The following is a 17,685-nucleotide window of genomic DNA, read 5'->3' as shown; positions in this document are numbered from 1 at the left end:
GCCCGTCCACGCGTGTTCATGTCCGTCTGCCACCATCGGCCCGTGGACTACCCGCACGGCCAGACACCTGGCGCACCCATCCGCTCCGGCATCCCGGAGCACGGCCGCATCCCCAAGTACTACGCTGTCAAGGCTCATGTCTCCCTCCTCATAGAGGAGTTGGGCGAGGGGGGCATGCTGCCCACCGAACGCGATCTCGCCGAGCGCTACGAAGTCTCGCGCGAGACGGTGCGCCAGGCCCTGCGCGAACTCCTGCTGGAGGGGCGGCTCGCCCGCCAGGGGCGCGGCACCGTCGTCGCGGGCCCGAAGCTGGAGCAGCCGCTCTCGCTGGCGAGCTATACGGAGGGCGTACGCCGCCAGGGCCGTACCCCCGGCCGTCACCTCATCGGACTGGAACGGTTCCCCTGCCCCGAGGCGCTCGCCGCCGACGTCGGGGTGGGGCGCGGCGAACCGGTCTGGCACCTGGAGCGGGTGCTGCTCGCCGACGACGACCGGGTCGGCCTGGAGAGCACGTACGTCTCCGTCGCCCGCGTACCGGACCTGGGCACGGAGTTCGACCCCGACTCGTCCTTCTACGCCTACCTGCGCGACCGGCTCTCGATCCCCTTCGGCGATGCGGACGAGCGCATCGAGACCGTGCTCGCGACACCGCGCGAGGCGCTGCTCATCGGAACGCCGCCCGCCCTGCCCATGTTGCTGATCCACCGCATCTCGCGCGATACGGACGGGAAGCCGCTGGAGCGCGTACGGACGCTCTACCGCGGGGACCGGTTCTCCTTCACCGCACACCTGGGCCCGCAGGACGGACGCTGACCACTCCTCCGGCGGGCACCGCGAGCGCCGGCCGACCCAGGTCGGTAACGAAAAGATAACGGGTCTAGTCCAGGTTTGGGGTCCAGTTCACCCTCCCGTTGCCGTATCGATCCGTACGGGTCACCGGCCCCGAGGAGCGTGTCCGTCGTGAGAGTCATCGTCGTAGGAGCCGGCGTGGTGGGAACCATGCACGCCTGGCACGCAGTGAACCGCGGCCACGAGGTCGTACAGATCGAGCGCGAAAGCGAGGCGCGCGGGGCATCGCTCCGCAATTTCGGACAGATATGGGTCAGCGGCCGGGCCGGTGGCGAGGAGCTGGAGACCGCGCTGCGCGCCCGTGAGCTGTGGGAGGGCATCGGGGCCCGGGTCCCCGGCCTCGGGTTCCGGGCCTGCGGCTCGCTCACCCCGCTCCGTACCGAGCTGGAGACCGCCGTCGCCGAGGCGGCCGTCGCCCGCCCCGACGCGGCGGCACGCGGCTACAAGCTGCTCACCGCCGACGAGGCCCGCGCGGTCAACCCCGCGCTGCGCGGCGAATTCGCCGCCGCCCTGTGGTGCGAGCGGGACGCGGCGGTCGAGCCGCGCACCGCCCAACTCGCGCTGAAACAGGAGCTGTTGACGTCCGGGCGGTATACGTACCTGGGTGGGCGCGAGGTCCGCGAGGTGGTGGGCACCGCCGCCGTCCGCGACGACCACGGCGATGTGCACACCGGCGACGCCGTGATCCTGGCCACCGGTGCCTGGCTCGGCGGACTCGTCCGCGAACTGGCCGGACCCGAACTGCCGGTGCGCCGCGTCCGCCTCCAGATGATGCAGACCGACCCGCTCGGTGAACCGCTCACCACCTCCGTCGCCGACGCCGACAGCTTCCGCTATTACCCGGCGTACCGGAGCGAGGCGCTGGACACGCTCAACGCCCAGCAGGCGCAGGCGCCCACCGCCGCACAGCACAAGATGCAGCTCCTGATGGTGCAGCGCCGCAACGGCGGACTGACCATCGGCGACACCCACGAGTACGAGCACCCCTTCTCCTTCGACACCGTCGAGGAGCCGTACGAGCACCTCACCGGGGTCGTCGAAGCCTTCCTGGGCCGACCGCTGCCACGGATCCGCCACCGCTGGGCCGGGGTCTACGCCCAGTGCACCGACACCAGCCGGGTCGTCCACCGCCAGCAGGTGCGAGACGGCGTCTGGCTGGTCACCGGACCGGGCGGCCGGGGCATGACCTGCTCGCCCGCCATCGCCGAATCGACCGCCAACGAACTGAACTGGTGAAGAAGTTGACCCCCCAGACCCCCCAGACCCCCCAGACCCCCCAGGCCCCCCAGGCCCCCCTCAACCTGGTCGTCCTCGACATGGCCGGCACCACCGTCGCCGACGGCGGCCTCGTCGAGCAGGCTTTCTCCGCCGCGGCCGAACGCCTCGGCGTCGAGCCCGGCTCCACCGACCACGCGGAGAAGCTCGACTACGTACGCGTCACCATGGGCGAGTCCAAGATCTCCGTCTTCCGCCACCTCTTCGGCGACGAGGACCGCGCCCAGCAGGCCAACGCCGCCTTCGAGGAGGCGTACGGAGAACTGGTCGACGGCGGCCGCATCGCGCCGATCCCCGGCGCCCGCGAGGCCATCGAACGGCTCAGGGCCGAGGGCCGGACCGTGGTCCTGTCCACCGGCTTCGCCCGCACCACCCAGGACGCCATCCTGGCCGCGCTCGGCTGGCAGGACCTGGTCGCCCTGACTCTCTGCCCGGCCGACGCGGGCGGCCGCGGCCGCCCCTTCCCCGACATGGTTCTCGCCGCGTTCCTGCGCACCGGCGCCGTCGACGGCGTCCAGCAGACCGTCGTCGCGGGCGACACCTCGTACGACATGCTCAGCGGCGTACGCTCCGGCGCCGGACTCGTCGCGGGCGTCCTCACCGGCGCCCACGACAAGGACCAGCTGACCCGCCACGGCGCCACGCACGTCCTCGGCTCGGTCGCCGAGCTCCCGGATCTGATCGCGCGGGCAGAGGCATGACGGGCGGGGCCGCGGCCGTCCGCAGCGGCATCAGGTTCGACCGGGTCAGCGTCGCGTACGGCGGGAACACCGTCCTCGACCGGCTCGATCTGACCGTCGAACCCGGCGAGGTCATGGCGCTGCTCGGGCCCTCCGGGTCCGGCAAGACCACCGCCCTGCGCGCCGTCGCCGGATTCGTGCAGCCCGCCTCGGGCCGGGTCCACCTCGGCGACCGTGACGTCACCGGGCTGCCGCCGCACAAGCGCGGCATCGGCATGGTCGTCCAGCAGTACGCCCTCTTCCCGCACATGCGGGTCCAGGACAACGTCGCCTTCGGGCTGAAGGCCCGCAAGGTGGCCAAGACGGAGATCCCCGAGCGGGTCGCCGAGGCCCTCGAACTCGTCGGCATGGCCGCCTACGCCACGCGCTATCCGCGCGAACTCTCCGGCGGCCAGCAGCAGCGCGTCGCCATCGCCCGCGCGCTCGCCATCCGCCCCGGCGTCCTCCTGCTCGACGAACCGCTCTCCGCGCTCGACGCCCGGCTGCGCTCCGGAATGCTCGCCGAACTCGCGCGGCTGCACCGGGAGTTGCCGGACGTCTCCATCCTGTACGTCACCCACGACCAGGTCGAGGCGCTCACCCTCGCCGACCGGATCGCCGTCATGGACAAGGCACGCCTGCAGGACTGCGGCACCCCGCAGGACCTGTACCGCCGTCCACGTACGGAGTTCACCGCGTCGTTCGTCGGCAACGCGAACCTGCTGCCGGTCACCGTCGCCGACACCACCGGCACCGTCGACTTCGCGGGCCGCGCACTCGACGTACCGACCGGCGACGTGGCCGGCGGCGCCACCGCCACTCTCTGCGTCCGGCCCCACCTCGTCGGGCTCGGCGACGGCCCCAACGCGCTGAGCGGCACCATCGCCGAGGTCCAGTGGCGGGGTTCCACGCACCGCCTGTACGTCGACGTCGACGGGCACCGGGTCAAGGCGGACCTCCGCGAACTGCGCGAGACACCCGCCCTCGGTGACAGGGTCACGCTGCACTTCGCGGCCGAGGACGCGGTGCTGCTGCCCGCGGGCACGACACCGGGAGCCGGGGGAGGGGCCGATGGCTAGCGCCGCGCACCCCGTCACCCCGGGCATCAGGACCGCGACGGCCCCGCTTCGGCGCACCGGGGGCGAGGGGCCGGACCCCTCCGCGACGACCCCGCCCGCGGGCGGCCCGCAGGCCCCGGTCCGCGCGGGCCGCCGCGTCCCCCGCTTCGTCTGGGCGCTGCCGCCCGTAGCGCTCCTCGCGCTGGTCTTCCTCTACCCGCTGGCCCTCGTCGTCCAGCAGTCCGTCAGCCCGGACGAGGGCGGCACCTCGCTCGCCCCGTACGGCGACGTGTTCGCCTCCGAGTCCTTCCGCTCCGCGCTGACGACCACCGTGTGGCTGGCGGTCGGCTCCACGGCCGGATGCCTGGTGCTGGGCTTCGTCCTGGCCATGGTCATCGCGTTCGTACCGTTCCCCGGCGGCAGGGCGGTCGCCAAGTTCATCGACGTCTTCCTCTCCTTCCCGTCGTTCCTGATCACGCTCGCCCTGCTGTTCATCTACGGCAACGCCGGCCTGGCCAACGGCCTCTGGACGGACATCACCGGAGCGTCGAGCGGCCCCTTCGACTTCCTCACCACCCCGTGGGGCGTACTGCTCGCCGAGATCACGTACTTCACCCCGTTCGTCATGCGCCCGCTGCTCGCCGCGTTCTCACAACTCGACAGCGCGCAGCTGGAGGTGGCGTCCTCGCTGGGCGCCAAGCCGGCCCGGATCGTGCGGCAGGTGATCCTCCCCGAGGCGCTTCCCGCGCTCGCCGCGGGCGGCAGCCTCGTCCTCGTGATGTGTCTCAACGAGTTCGGCATCGTGCTGTTCACCGGCGCGAAAGGGGTCACGACCCTGCCGATGCTCGTCTACAGCAAGGCGATCCTGGAGTCCGACTACCCGGCCGCCTGCGTCGTCGCCGTCGTCAACATCGCGATCTCCGTCGGTCTCTACAGCCTGTATCGGATGGTGAGCCGCCGTGTTGGTGCATAGCCGTACGGGGAAGTGGGCCACGTGGGCCGTGTTCTTCGTGCTCTTCGTCCCGCTGTTCGCGGTGCCGCTGCTGGTCATCCTCGCCGCGTCGTTCACCACCAACTGGTCCGGCGCCTTCCCGTCCGGGCCGACCACGGAGCACTACGCGGCCGCGACCGGCGGCGACTCCCTCCAGGCCCTGACCACCAGCCTGATCACCGCCGCCGCCGCCAGCCTGCTCGCCCTCACCGTCGGCTCCTGGGCCGCGCTCGCCGCCGCCTCGCTGCGCAGCCGCGGCAGGCGATTGCTCGACGCGCTGTTCATGCTGCCGGTCGCCGTGCCGTCCGTCGTCGTGGGCCTCGCCGTGCTCGTCGCGTTCAGCAAGCCGCCGATGCTGCTGAACGGGACGCGCTGGATCGTGATCCTGGCGCACACGATTCTTGTCACCGCGTTCGCCTATTCGTCGGTTTCGGCGGCGACAGTACGTCTCGACCCGATGTACGAACAGGCGGCGGCCAGTCTCGGCGCCCGGCCCTCGTACGTCCTGTGGCGCATCAAGCTGCCGCTCCTGCTGCCGGCCCTCACCGCAGCCGCAGGGCTCTGCTTCGCCCTGTCCATGGGCGAGTTGAGCGCCACGATGATGCTCTACCCACCGGACTGGACACCGCTCCCGGTGCAGATCTTCGCGGCCACCGACCGCGGCTCACTGTTCACCGGAGCGGCCGTCGCCGCGGTCCTGATGGGAACGACGCTGCTCGTGCTGCTCGGCGTGTCCCGCATCCGCACCAGGGCCTCGTACCGCTGAACCGTCGGCACCCCGGCCCCCCTCCCCGTACTGACTCCGGCCGGCTTCCGGCCGACATCCAGGAGATACGACTGCCATGCGCAAGAACCACCTCAAGCCCATAGCCGCCGTCACCGGCTGCCTCGCCCTCGCCGCCACCCTCTCCGCCTGCGGCGGCTCGTCGGCCGCCTCGGACGAGAAGGTCGTCACCGTCTACAGCGCCGACGGACTCAAGGGCGAGAACGGCGACGGCTGGTACGACAAGGTGTTCAAGGACTTCGAGAAGAAGACCGGCATCAAGGTCAAGTACGTCGAGGGCGGCTCCGGCGAGATGGTGCAGCGCGCCGTCCGCGAGAAGTCCAACACCCAGGCCGATGTACTGGTCACCCTGCCCCCGTTCATCCAGCAGGCCGACAGCAAGGGCCTCCTGGCGGCGTACGCACCGGCCGGCTCCGACAAGGTCGACGGCGCCGACAAGGCGTCCGACGCCAAGTGGACCTCGGTCGTCAACAACTACTTCGGCTTCATCTACAACAAGAAGGAGCTGAAGCCGGCGCCCACCACCTGGGAAGGGCTGCTCGACGGAAAGTTCAAGAACAAGATCCAGTACTCCACCCCCGGAGTCGCCGGTGACGGCACGGCCGTTCTCATCAAGGCCATGCACGACTTCGGCGGCAAGGAGCCGGCGATGGAGTACCTGAAGAAGCTCCAGGCCAACAACGTCGGCCCGTCCGCCTCCACCGGCAAGCTCGCCCCCAAGGTCGACAAGGGCGAACTGCTCGCCGCCAACGGCGACGTCCAGATGAACTACGCGCAGTCCAAGGACATGCCCAACCTGGGCATCTGGTTCCCCGCGAAGCAGGGCGGCAAGCCCACCACGTTCGCCCTGCCGTACGCGGCCGGCCTGGTCGACAAGGCCCCGCACAGCGCCAACGGCAAGAAGCTGCTCGACTTCATGCTCTCCGAGCAGGCCCAGAAGGACGTCAGCGCGGTCGGCGGCGGCTTCTCCGCCCGCAAGGACATCGAGGCCACCGACGCCAACGCCCTCGCGCTCACCCGGCTGATGGACGGCGTCGAGGTCTTCGAGCCCGACTGGTCGGACATCGGCACCAACCTGAACACGTACGTCGAAGCCTGGAAGTCGGCCACCGGAAGCTGACGGAGCCGGCGGAATCCGAGCTGACCTGCGGAAACGCCGATTCCGGGTCTGCGGACGGCTCACTTCGGCAGCCTGACACCCCGCTGCGGGGCGGAGTGTCAGGCTGCCGGTCCCGGACCAGTGACCAGGCCTGCGATCAGGTCTGCGATCAGGCCTTCGGCCAGATCTTCCGTCAGACGAGGTCGACGAGGTCGGCGATCGAGTTCACGACGTTGGTCGGCCGGTACGGGTAGCGCTCGATCTCACCCCTGCTCGTCAGCCCGGTGAGCACCAGGAACGTCTCCATCCCGGCCTCCAGCCCGGCCAGCACATCCGTGTCCATCCGGTCGCCGATCATGGCGGACGTCTCGGAGTGCGCGCCCAGGGTGTTCAGCGCACTGCGCATCATCAGCGGGTTGGGCTTGCCGATGAAGTACGGCTCCTTGCCGGTCGCCTTCGTGATCAACGCGGCGACAGAGCCCGTGGCCGGCAATGCCCCCTCGGGGGAGGGCCCGGTGTTGTCGGGGTTGGTGGCAATGAAGCGGGCACCGTTGTTGATCAACCGGATGGCCTTCGTCAGCGCCTCGAACGAGTAGGTCCGGGTCTCGCCCAGGATCACGAAATCGGGCTCGTGGTCGGTGAGAACGTACCCGGCATCGTGCAAGGCGGTGGTCAGCCCCGCCTCACCGATCACGTAGGCAGTGCCACCGGGGTGCTGATTGTCCAAGAACGTGGCGGTGGCCAGGGCCGAGGTCCAGATGTTCTCGACCGGCACTTCGAGACCGATCCGGTTGAGCCGCACATGAAGGTCCCGGGCCGTGTAGATCGAGTTGTTCGTCAGCACCAGGAACGGCTTGCCCGAATCGCGCAGCTTCTTGATGAAGGCATCCGCGCCGGGGATCGGCACACCTTCATGCATCAGCACGCCGTCCATGTCGGTGAGCCACGATTCGATGGGCTTCTGATCTGTCATGGGTGCGGCTCCTGCCGAACGAGGACTTACGGGATGACCATGCTATTCACTCATCATTTTTACGGCCTGAACGTCTCGTAGCCCGGACGGGAGCCGACGGCCCGGACGGGAGCCGACGCGGAAGCGCCCTGCGGTCCCGCTCGGTCCGGCGGTCCCTCTTCCGGCCGTCCACCGCCGTCGCTTCCCTCGCCGGCCCGGCCGGCCCCGTCGACGTGGGCCGAGCCCGGCGGGGGAGGGGGCCCGGGCGGTCCCTGCGGGACCGTCCCCCGCGCTCCTGCGGATGCGAAAAGCCGGAGGAGGCGTGAACCTGCCCTAAGGAGGTTCACGATGCGTTCCATACCCCTCACGTTCTGTGCCGCCGCGGTCGTCGCGGCGACCCTGGTGCCGACTTCCGCCGCACTGGCCGACTCCGATACCGGGACCGACCGGGGGACGGGCTCGGGCTCCCGTACCGCTCTCTCGGTGTCGCCGCCCTTCCTCGCCCCGGGCGGCAAGGTGGATCTGCGGCTGGACAGCTGCGGGGGCAAAGAGGCCAAGGGCAGCTCCGACGCGTTCGTCTCCGAGGCGCGTTTCTCGCCCGCCGCGGACGGGGGCCTCTTCGCGGAGGCCCGGATCGGCTCGGACGCCTCCCCGGGCGACCACGAGATCCAGGTCGTCTGCACGGACGGCAAGGGCACCAAGGTCTCCGGCACGGTCACGGTCGCCGACCGCGGCCGGTCCTCGCCCCTCGCCCCGGTCCGCGCGGGAGGCGGCGGCACCGCGGCCGACACCGACCGGGAAGCCCGTCAGGAGGGCCCCGGCATCGTGCACGCGGTGATCGGTCTGGCCCTGGCCGCCGTCGCGGCCGCTGCCGTCGCGTTCCGCAGCCGGCGCCGTCGCCGTCCGGCCGCGGACTGACATGCCTACCCCCGACCGCCCCGAGGGCCACGGCCGACTGCTCACCGGAGTGGCCTGGGCCGTCCTGCTGATGGGCCTGTGGCTCTGGGGCCGTGACATCACCGACGGCTCCGGCGCCAGCTCCGCCCCGACCACCGGCGACGTCGCCGCGGTCGGGCGCCCCCTCGGCGTTCCGCTGCCCGCACCGCACGACCCGATCAAGGGCGCGGTGCCGGAGCGGGTCGAGGTCCCGTCGATCGGCATCAAGGCACCGGTGGTCGCCCGTGACCTGGACAAGGACGGCGCGATCGAGCCGCCGCCGTTCGACACGCCCCAGACCGTCGGCTGGTACGGAAACGGCACCGAGCCCGGCGCGAAGGGCCCCGCGCTCTTCGTCGGCCACGTCGACACCGAGACCAGGCCGGCCGTCTTCTACGGACTGAGCGCGGCCCGCCCCGGCGCCAAGATCGAGGTGACCCGCGCGGACGGCACGGTCGCCGAATTCACCGTCGACGACGTCCAGGTCTTCACCCGGGAACGCTTCAACGCCGACAAGGCCTACGGCCCCCGCAAGAACGGCCGCGCGGAACTCCGCCTGATCACCTGCGGCGGCACCTACGACCGGGCCTCGCACTCGTACGACGCGAACGTGGTCGTCTCGGCCTATCTGACCGGCGAGAAGTCCGGGAGCGGCGGCCGGGCCTGACGCCGTCGGTATCCGGCCCGGCCGGCACCCTTTTCCCCCGGGGCGCCGGCCGGGCCGGTCCTCGACCGTGGTGCGCGGGGCTGCGGGAGCAGCCCGGTGACGACACGGGAGGCCAGGGGGGCGGACCTCGCCCGTCACTCCAGGGCGATGAACGGTCCTGGCCCAGAGGGTTTCTGACGTACCGTCCAGAACCGGTCGTTCTCGGCTTCCGGTCTAGTGGACAGAAGCCCTGTGCCAGGATGAAGGGGACGCGGCAGTGCACCGCCGCCGCACCCGAGGGGGAGTGGATGTACGGCAGTTACAACGGCCGGTCGGGCATGAGGCGGGCGGGTGCGGGTGTGGGTGCGGTGGCCGTGCTGCTGCTCACGGGATGTTCCTCCCCATCCGGCTCCCCATCCGGCTCCGGTGGTGCGGGAAAGCGCGGCGCCATCGGCCGGCACCCCGAGGACAGTGCCCCGTACTGGGTCAATCCGGACGGCAACGCGGCCCGTCAGGTCGCCGCGTACACCGCGGACGGGGACGGGAACGCCGCCGGCCTGATCGAGAAGATCGCGCGGCAGCCCGTCGGGGAGTGGATCGGCCCGGACCGTCCCGAGGCCGAGGCGAAGGGCTTCACGGAGGCCGCCGCGAAGGCGGACCGGGAAGCGCTGCTGGTCCTCTACAACATCCCGCACCGCGACTGCGGACGGTTCTCCAAGGGCGGCGCCGCCGACGGCGCTACGTACCGGACCTGGCTGGAGGGCGTCGCCAAGGGCATCGGCGACCGGCGCGCCACCGTGATCCTGGAGCCGGACGCGCTGCTGCACATGGTCGACGGGTGCACGCCGCAGGAGTTCCACGAAGAGCGGTACGACCTGCTGAAGGGGGCGGTGGAGCGGCTGAAGCAGCAGCCGGACACCCGCGTCTACGTGGACGCGGGGAACGCCGGCTGGCGCACCCCCGACGCGCTCTTCCAGCCGCTCCGGCGGGCGGGCATCGGGGCGGCCGACGGCTTCGCGGTCAATGTCTCCAACTTCCAGACCACAGCGGTCAGTACGGACTTCGGCAAGCGACTCTCGGCGAAGGTCGGCGACAAGCCGTTCGTCATCGACACCAGCCGCAACGGCAACGGCCCGTACCGCGGAGGGGCGCCCGAGGAGAACTGGTGCAACCCGCCCGGCCGTGCGCTCGGCGAGACGCCGACGACCGACACGGGTGACGCGCGGGTCGACGCGTACCTCTGGGTCAAGCGTCCCGGCGAATCCGACGGCAACTGCAAGGGCGGCCCGAAGGCGGGCGACTGGTGGCCCGAGTACGCGCTGGGCCTGGCGCGGGCGACGAAGTAGGGCAAGGGAAGTACGGCGGGAGGAGCGCGGCGAGGCAAGCGCGGCGAGGCAAGCGCGGGGCGCACCGATGACGTCGGACCCCCGCCTCGCGCCCGCAACCCCGCCCCGCCCCACCCCGCACCCGTACCTACGGAATCTCGACCCACTTCCCCTCGGACGGCGTCCCCCTGTCGTCCGTCACGAACAGCATGTACCACCCCGACGGCACCAACGCCCGGTTCCCCGGCACCGTCACCGCGATCCCGCCCGCCGTCCGCTTCAGGCCCAGCGCCACCGACCGCTGGTCGGTGTCCGTGACATGGGTGACCGCACTGGGCCGCATCAGCCTCGCCGAGGTGATCCTCGAACCCCGCACCGTCGTGAACACGTCCGTAGCGCCGCGCCGGATGCTCTGCGGGCCGCCCGTCAGCTCCGGACGCGCGTCGCGGTACAGATACGGCGGGCTGTAGATCTCGATGCGCTGCTCGAAGACGCCCGGCCGGGTGTTCGCGCGGTCCGCGTAGAGCGAGTCCGAGCCGAAGATCATGACCCGGCCGTCGGGAAGGAGTACGGACCCCGAGTGGTAGTTGCGGCCCACCGACGGGTCGGCGACCCGCCTGTACGTGTCGGTCCTCGGGTCGTACAGCCGGGCCCGGAGCACATTCGACCCGCCGCGCCCCCGGTAGTCGCGGGAGCCTCCGGTGACCAGCAGCGAGTCGTCGGGGAGCAGGGAGGCGCTCGGGTAACGGGTGCCTTCCGCCAGGGCGGCGCCGTCGCGGAATCCCGGGGCCGGGTCCTTCAGGTCGACCAGGCGCGACTTCGCACTCGACCGGTCGGACTCGCCGACCCCGCCACCGCCGATGACCATGAACTTCTCGTCCTGGGCCGGGGGCAGCCGTACCGTCGCCGAGGTCTCCATCGCGTCGGCGTCGCTCAGGCCGGGGATCTTCCGGAAGCTGTTCGTCGCCAGGTCCCAGATGCCGGGCTCGCGGCCGGCATCGGCGGGGCCGTATCCGGCGTTCGAACCGGAGTAGAAGAGCGTGCCGTCGTTCAGCAGGAAGACCGCGGGGTACGTGGGGAACTTCCGGATGATGCCGGTGTACTGCCACTTCCTGGTCTTCGGGTCGTAGATCTCGTCCTTGCCGGGGACGATCTGCCCGATCTCGTCCAGCCCGGAGAGGGCGAGGACCCGGCCGTCCTCGAGAGTGGTCAGCGTCGGGTACCAGCGTGCTTCGTTCATCGGGTCGACGGTGATGTACTTCTCCGCCACCGGGTCGAACTCGAAGGCTTCCCGGATGCCCTGGAAGTCCTTCTTGTCGAGGGCGAGCTTCTGCGCGATTCCGTAGACGTTCCGGCTGTCGGAGCCGGTCAGGCCCGCGATCCGGTAGTTGTCCTCGGAGCCCGTCTCGTACTGCGTACCGGATTTCTGCGCCTCGACGTAGATCCGGCCGAGGCCCGCGTCGTTGCGCAGGAACGCGCCGGTCCTCCGGTCGAAGACCTTGGTGGCCCGCTCGATCAGCACCGGGTCCTTCGAGACGAACGTCCTGCCGTTCGCACGGCCCTTGAACCGGGTGCCCGCGGGCAGGGTGACCGGCTTGTCCGGGTCCTCGTTGTGGACGATCATCAGGCCGCCGGCCTTGGTGACGTCGCCCTTGAGCTTCTCGTAACGTCTGGTGCCGCCGGCTATGAGCAGCTTGCCGTCGGGCAGCTGGGTATGGCCCGAGCAGAACATGTCCTTGGGCGTGGGTATGTTCGTGAACCGGTTGGTCCTCGGGTCCCACAGCACCGACCGGAAGCTCTTGGCGTCGAAGTTCTTCCGGTTGTTGCCGGAGCCCGCGACGAGCAGCACCTTGCCGGTGTGCAGCAGTGCCGCGTGGATCGTATTGATCCGGTACTCGGAAGGGATGTCCAGGAAGTCCCAGTGGCCGTTCGCGGCTTTGTAGTCCGGCTTGTTGATCTTGTACGTGTGGTAGTGCTCGGTGCCGAAGCGGTACACCCACGGCCCGTTCGCTCCCGAGAGCGCCAGAATCGCCACCGTACCGATCGCCAGGCGGCGGGTACGGAGGCTCGGACGGTACGTCTTCATCGGTCACGTCCCCCAAGAGCGGTCTGCATGGCTCGGTCGGCGGCTGCCCGCTGGGCATCGGCCTGTTCCGCGTCGGCCTGTTCCGCGTCGGCCTGTTCCGCGTCGGTCTGTTCGGCATCGGTCTGTTCGCCGGTCCGTCTGTCGTCGCGGACGGCGTACCGCCAGCAGAGGATCGGCGCCGCGCTGATCAGCAGCGCCATGGCGGCCCAGGTGAGCATCGCCGGATGACTGTGCCGGAGAACGAAGGAGGCGGCGATCGAACCGCCGAAGACCAGGATGAAGAAGAGGTGGATCCGGAAGGTGCCGAAGAGGGTGTCCGGACTGGACGAGTCGCCCTTGGGCGTCACCACGAACGAGCTCCTGCGGCGCAGTACCGCATCGAGCAGCGAGCGGGCGTAGACCGGCGCGGAGAGCGCGGACATCATCATGCCGGCCAGTCCACCGGAGCCCTCGGGCTCGTGCGGCGAGACATTGTGCCGCCGGTTCCAGACGTACAGGCCGATCTGGAGCGCCGAGGCATTGCCGTACAGCATCATCCAGACCGTCGGGTCGATCTGCACGCCCGAGGCGCCCATCCCCAGGAACAGCGCACAACTCAGCGCCGCGAGTATCCAGTTCAGTGCGGACATCGGGTAGAAGATGATCATCATGGTGTAGTTGAGGAGCTTGCCCGCGGGGAGCGAGAAGACGCCCTTCCAGTACTGCTTGAGGATCGTCTCGTACGTCCCCCGCGACCAGCGCAGCTGCTGGGTGAAGAAGTCCGTCCACGCGGTCGGGCCCTCGCCGACGGCCAGCACGTCGGGGGTGTAGACGGAGCGCCACTTGCGGCCGGTGTGCGGATTGCGGGCGCGGTGCATCTCGAAGCCGGTCGCCATGTCCTCGGTGATCGAGTCGTACAGACCGCCGATCTGTTTGAGGGCACGGATCCGCACCGCGTTGCTGGTGCCGACGAACATCGGGGCGCCGTAGCGGTTGCCCGCGCGCTGGATCAGCGCGTGGAAGAGGAACTGCTGGGACTCGGCGGCCTTCGTGACGAACGAGTCGTAGTTGCCGTAGACCTGCGGGCCGATGACGAAGCCGACGTCCGGGTCGCGGAAGTAGCCGAGCATCCGCTCCAGGTAGTTGGGCAGCGGTACGTGATCGGTGTCGACGGAGGCGAAGAAGTCGTACGCGTCGCCGTGCGCGTCCAGCCAGGCGTTGTAGTTGCCGTGCTTGGTCTTCGCCCGGTGGGGGCCCGCGGACCGGTTCCAGTGCGCCACGCCCTTGCGGGTGAAGTGGTGCACCCCGAGCCGGACGCAGACCTCCTTCACCGCCGGGTCGTCGCCCTCGTCGAGCAGCCAGACGTGCATCAGCCCGCGGTGCCGCACGCGGACCGCCGCTTCGAGGGTCCTCGTCACCATCTCCAGGGGCTCCTTGCCCGGGACGAAGGAGGTGAGGAAGGCGACCCTGGTGCCGGTCTCCGGGACGACCGGGACCGGGTCGCGCGCGACCAGCGTCGCGTGTGCGTTCGACAGGACGTTCAGCGTGCGGAAGAGCTCGATCAGGCCGATCGAGACCAGCATCACGACGTCGAGGACCAGCAGGGTGCCGTTCTTGAGGTTCGGGTCGCGCCGCGTCCAGTGATCCGGCTGCATCAGCCAGGCGAACAGCCCGAGCGAGACGAGAGGCGCGGCGCCCAGCAGGAGCGCCGCGCGTATTCTGTGCGGCTCCTGGGAGAGCAGCGAGCGGTACCGCACCCGGTACGGCGTGTCCGGACCGGGCCGGGTCAGCGGGCCCGCGAGCCGGCTGTAGTGCTCGTAGTCGTAGCGCGGCACGGCGTTCGCCGGGTGCCGCCGTTGTTCCCCGGCCGTCGGCCGCGCCGGTATCCGCGGCCGGGCGGTCCGGGACGGGTCGTCGTTCTGCTGCCGGGCGCCTGTCGGCGTCGACGTCATGGGTCATCCCCCTGCACGCGTGGTCAGTGCGTGAATGGTGAGTGCGTGATCGGTCGGTACGTGAGGGTCGGCGCGTCCATCGGTCGGTGCGCGTACGGTCGGTACGTGATCGGTCGGTGCGCGTACGGTCGGTACGTGATCGGCGAGCGCGCGATCGGGCGGCGCGTCATTGGTCGTCGTCTCGGCCACGGCGATTCCCCCGTCGGTCGCCGTGAACGGCTCAAAGGCGGGCGCGGCCTCCCGCTCAGACACGGAACAGCGCCCTTCCGGCTGTCTGATGCCTCCCCGACATCTGTCCCCGAGCGGGGCCCCCACCCCGCGTAGCGGACAACCGGAACTTCCCCCTGCGTCCCCTCTTCATCCCCCAACTGCAAGGCGCATCAGCCTGGTTGGTGCCGATGGCCCTTAGACAGGTTGTCCGACTGCGGCCCCGTTCGCAAGGGTGAAACGGGTGGGTTACCAGTCATACGTACGATTTGCTGGGCCCTTGTGGAGGGGGCGTGCAGGGGCGTATGCGAGGGATCTTCGATCCGCTGAGTGACGGAATGGTGACCGTGTGTCGATTGTCGTGCGTCACCCGTGCGCCCGTGAAAGTGGGGGCGCGGGGATCGGGTTCGGAGAACGAACAAGACCCCCTCACGCGTGGTGAGGGGGTCTTGACTCTGCGTGCGCCGCCAGGGACTCGAACCCCGGACCCGCTGATTAAGAGTCAGCTGCTCTAACCAACTGAGCTAGCGGCGCCTGCTGACCTGAAGAACTCTACCCGAATGTGGGGCGTGCTCCTGACCATTTCCCGTCCATCACGGCCTGTCGGATGGTCGTTTTTTCTGGTCTGTCCGTCAAAATGCGATATGTCAGGAGAGTTAAGACACTGACGCCCGTGCAGATGCGCCCAAAGATCTTGACGAGTGCGGAGGGGAATCGCATGACTGTGCCGGCTTTCGAGGAGTACGTACCCGCCATCGACTGCACCTGCGCGGGGTGCGCCGAGCAACGGCGAGCCGCCGCGAGTGCCTTGCCCATGCGGTACGGAGGCCATCCGGCCGCACACGGCGTGCGCCGTGCGCTGGTGCTGGCCACCGCGGCCGGAGTGGTGCTCAGCACCGGCGTGGCCGAGGCGGCGAGCGCGCCGGGCGACCGGGCGGCGGAAGCGGCCGGAGCGGCCAGGGCGGACGGGCCGCCGACGCCGTCGCCGACCCCGGTGGCCCCGCCGGGTGCGGCGGAGGTGGCCGGCGTGGTGGACCCGGCCGGTCCGGTGGGCCCGGATCCCGCCGGGGACGTTGATCCGTTTGACCGGACCGACGCGGATTGGGCCAGTCCGCAGGGCGTCCCGGGCCCATTGCGGGGCACGGGGGCCTCGGTCCCGCCGTTGTCCGGGACGCCGGCTGGTCCGGTGGGCCCGGACCCTGCCGGGGACGTTGATCCGTTTGACCGGACCGACGCGGATTGGGCCAGTCCGCAGGGCGTCCCGGGCCCACTGCAGGGCACGGGGGCCTCGGGCCCGCCCTCGTCCGGGACCCCGGCCACGCTGCGCAAGACCAGCCGGGCCGCCATCATCAACCGAGCGAAGAAGTGGGTGTCCGCGCAGGTCCCGTACAGCATGAGCAAGTACTGGTCCGACGGTTACCGGCAGGACTGTTCCGGCTATGTCTCGATGGCCTGGGGTCTGCCCGCCAACGAGTGGACCGGCAGCCTCGCCAAGTTCGGGACGCGGATCGCGCGGGCAGAGCTGCAGCCCGGCGACATCCTGCTCTTCCACAACCCGGCCAACCCCTCGAAGGGCTCGCACGTCACGATCTTCGGCGGCTGGACCGACTACACGCACACCCACTACACGGCGTACGAGCAGACGAAGCCGCACACCCGCAAGCAGACGACGCCCATGGCGTACTGGACCCACTCCGGCAGCTACGTCGCGTACCGCTACAAGGTCCTCGGCGGTGGAAGCGGCGGCAGCGGTTCGTCGACGACGTTCCCGGGTGCCTTGAAGTTCGGCCCCGGAGCCAGCAACGCGCACGTCACCCGGCTCGGGCAGATGCTCGTGGAGCGGGGTGGCAAGCGCTTCTACAAGGTCGGTCCCGGGCCGGGCTGGGGCGACGCCGACCGGCGCGCGACCCAGGCGTTCCAGAAGGCCCAGGGCTGGAAGGGCAAGGAGGCCGACGGCGTCCCCGGCCCCGGCACCTGGCGGCTCCTGGCCGGCGGGGCCGGTCGCGACATCCCTGCCTCCGGGAGCGGGGGCGGGCAGGGTGATTCGAACTCGGGCTCGAAGTTCCCCGGCCGGGGATATTTCCGGCCCGGTCAGTCCAACAGCCATGTCGACAAGCTCGGCAAGCAGTTGGTGAAGAAGGGATACGGCACGTACTACCTGTCGGGACCGGGGCCCCGGTGGACCGAGGCGGACCGGCGCAATGTCGAGGCCTTCCAGCAGGCCCAGGGCTGGCGGGGCGGAGCGGCTGACGGCTATCCCGGTCCGGAGACCTGGCGGCGACTCTTCGCGTGACACGACGGACATGCATGACGGAGGCGGGAATGGGATCCACGGTGTCGGACAGTTCCGGAACCCCGGACAACGGGAGCGCACGGGAACGGGAAAGGGGCTTGGGCGGGCGGACGGCTTTCGGTCCGGCTTCGGCTTCGGGTCCGGCTTCGGCTTCGGCTTCGGGTCCGGGGCCGGGCTCGGGCCCGGGGTCGGGGCCGGACGCGGGGCCGGACTCCGCCCATGGCTCGGGGTCGGGTGGCAGGCCGGACTCCGTGGTCGACCTCGTGCTGGACCTGGTCCCCGGTGAGGACGAGGTTTCCGCCCTCGGCGCGACCTCGGCCTCGGTATCGGTCCCCGCCATGGGCGCCGCAGCCGTTCCGGCCATGGCGTCGGCCACTGCCCCCGCCGAGGACCCGGAGCCGAGCGCCACCCCCGTACCGGTCCTGGTCGGCCTTCGCCCGTCGGCCACTGCCCCCGCCGAGGACCCGGAGCCGAGCGCCACCCCCGTACCGGTCCTGGTCGGCCTTCGCCCGTCGGCCACTGCCCCCGCCGAGG

The 17,685-nt window shown here is 70.5% G+C and carries 15 protein-coding genes, 1 tRNA gene and 1 pseudogene; 12 read left to right on the top strand and 5 right to left on the bottom strand.

The genetic code is table 11. From position 1 onward, the window contains the following. Positions 1 to 42: 42 nt before the first annotated feature. The 7 genes from ACFVV1_RS10895 (at position 43) to ACFVV1_RS10865 (ending at position 6,796) form a co-directional block, all read left to right on the top strand. Positions 43 to 813, top strand: a complete 771-nt coding sequence (locus ACFVV1_RS10895; protein WP_389987750.1) for a GntR family transcriptional regulator — start codon at positions 43 to 45, stop codon at positions 811 to 813. A 147-nt stretch (positions 814 to 960) separates the two neighbouring features. After that, positions 961 to 2,085: a TIGR03364 family FAD-dependent oxidoreductase gene (locus tag ACFVV1_RS10890; protein WP_389987747.1), complete on the top strand. Its 1,125-nt coding sequence runs from the start codon at positions 961 to 963 to the stop codon at positions 2,083 to 2,085. Between the two features lie 5 nt (positions 2,086 to 2,090). Then, a complete protein-coding gene (locus ACFVV1_RS10885; RefSeq protein WP_389988264.1) occupies positions 2,091 to 2,825 on the top strand; it encodes a phosphonatase-like hydrolase in 735 nt (244 codons plus the stop codon). After that, positions 2,822 to 3,922 carry an ABC transporter ATP-binding protein gene (locus ACFVV1_RS10880; RefSeq protein WP_389987745.1) on the top strand — a complete coding sequence of 367 codons (1,101 nt, stop codon included), beginning with the start codon at positions 2,822 to 2,824 and terminating at the stop codon, positions 3,920 to 3,922. The genes ACFVV1_RS10885 and ACFVV1_RS10880 overlap by 4 nt, the downstream gene beginning before the upstream one ends. Next, the gene (locus ACFVV1_RS10875; RefSeq protein WP_389987743.1) at positions 3,915 to 4,874 is read left to right on the top strand and encodes a 2-aminoethylphosphonate ABC transporter permease subunit; all 960 of its coding nucleotides are present in this window, start codon (positions 3,915 to 3,917) and stop codon (positions 4,872 to 4,874) included. Before ACFVV1_RS10880 ends, ACFVV1_RS10875 begins: the two co-directional genes overlap by 8 nt. Next, positions 4,861 to 5,658 carry an ABC transporter permease gene (locus ACFVV1_RS10870; RefSeq protein ID WP_389987741.1) on the top strand — a complete coding sequence of 266 codons (798 nt, stop codon included), beginning with the start codon at positions 4,861 to 4,863 and terminating at the stop codon, positions 5,656 to 5,658. The genes ACFVV1_RS10875 and ACFVV1_RS10870 overlap by 14 nt, the downstream gene beginning before the upstream one ends. A 76-nt stretch (positions 5,659 to 5,734) precedes the next feature. Then, positions 5,735 to 6,796 carry a 2-aminoethylphosphonate ABC transporter substrate-binding protein gene (locus ACFVV1_RS10865; RefSeq protein ID WP_389987739.1) on the top strand — a complete coding sequence of 354 codons (1,062 nt, stop codon included), beginning with the start codon at positions 5,735 to 5,737 and terminating at the stop codon, positions 6,794 to 6,796. 172 nt (positions 6,797 to 6,968) lie between these two features. Here the strand turns inward: ACFVV1_RS10865 and ACFVV1_RS10860 are convergent, their stop codons facing one another. Continuing rightward, complete coding sequence (locus ACFVV1_RS10860; RefSeq protein WP_389987736.1) at positions 6,969 to 7,748, bottom strand: HAD-IIA family hydrolase; 780 nt, start codon at positions 7,746 to 7,748, stop codon at positions 6,969 to 6,971. Positions 7,749 to 8,075: 327 nt separating this feature from the next. Between ACFVV1_RS10860 and ACFVV1_RS10855 the strand changes: the two genes are divergently transcribed. The 3 genes from ACFVV1_RS10855 to ACFVV1_RS10845 all read left to right on the top strand — a co-directional run bounded on the left by ACFVV1_RS10855 (position 8,076) and on the right by ACFVV1_RS10845 (position 10,655). Then, positions 8,076 to 8,645 carry a hypothetical protein gene (locus ACFVV1_RS10855; RefSeq protein WP_389987733.1) on the top strand — a complete coding sequence of 190 codons (570 nt, stop codon included), beginning with the start codon at positions 8,076 to 8,078 and terminating at the stop codon, positions 8,643 to 8,645. A gap of 1 nt (position 8,646) precedes the next feature. After that, complete coding sequence (locus ACFVV1_RS10850; RefSeq protein WP_389987730.1) at positions 8,647 to 9,330, top strand: class F sortase; 684 nt, start codon at positions 8,647 to 8,649, stop codon at positions 9,328 to 9,330. 287 nt (positions 9,331 to 9,617) lie between these two features. Further along, positions 9,618 to 10,655 carry a glycoside hydrolase family 6 protein gene (locus ACFVV1_RS10845; protein ID WP_389988261.1) on the top strand — a complete coding sequence of 346 codons (1,038 nt, stop codon included), beginning with the start codon at positions 9,618 to 9,620 and terminating at the stop codon, positions 10,653 to 10,655. Positions 10,656 to 10,782: 127 nt separating this feature from the next. Here ACFVV1_RS10845 and ACFVV1_RS10840 read toward each other — a convergent pair whose 3' ends face one another. The 4 genes from ACFVV1_RS10840 to ACFVV1_RS10825 all read right to left on the bottom strand — a co-directional run bounded on the left by ACFVV1_RS10840 (position 10,783) and on the right by ACFVV1_RS10825 (position 15,392). Then, complete coding sequence (locus ACFVV1_RS10840; RefSeq protein ID WP_389987727.1) at positions 10,783 to 12,720, bottom strand: galactose oxidase-like domain-containing protein; 1,938 nt, start codon at positions 12,718 to 12,720, stop codon at positions 10,783 to 10,785. Then, positions 12,717 to 14,651 (bottom strand): glycosyltransferase family 2 protein, encoded by a 1,935-nt coding sequence (locus ACFVV1_RS10835; protein ID WP_389987724.1) that lies wholly within the window; start codon positions 14,649 to 14,651, stop codon positions 12,717 to 12,719. The genes ACFVV1_RS10840 and ACFVV1_RS10835 overlap by 4 nt, the downstream gene beginning before the upstream one ends. Positions 14,652 to 14,654: 3 nt before the next feature. Beyond that, a complete protein-coding gene (locus ACFVV1_RS10830; RefSeq protein WP_389987721.1) occupies positions 14,655 to 14,903 on the bottom strand; it encodes a hypothetical protein in 249 nt (82 codons plus the stop codon). 415 nt (positions 14,904 to 15,318) lie between these two features. After that, a tRNA-Lys gene (locus tag ACFVV1_RS10825) sits at positions 15,319 to 15,392 on the bottom strand. Between the two features lie 184 nt (positions 15,393 to 15,576). On the opposite strand from ACFVV1_RS10825, the gene ACFVV1_RS10820 reads away from it, so the two are divergent. After that, positions 15,577 to 17,151, top strand: a complete 1,575-nt coding sequence (locus ACFVV1_RS10820) for a peptidoglycan-binding protein (protein ID WP_389987718.1) — start codon at positions 15,577 to 15,579, stop codon at positions 17,149 to 17,151. Positions 17,152 to 17,402: 251 nt separating this feature from the next. Beyond that, a pseudogene (locus ACFVV1_RS10815) lies at positions 17,403 to 17,685 on the top strand (membrane protease subunit); the annotation flags it as partial.

The sequence above is a fragment of the Streptomyces sp. NPDC058092 genome (assembly GCF_042884935.1).
Taxonomy (GTDB): domain Bacteria; phylum Actinomycetota; class Actinomycetes; order Streptomycetales; family Streptomycetaceae; genus Streptomyces.
This window is presented reverse-complemented; position numbering and strand designations above follow the sequence as displayed.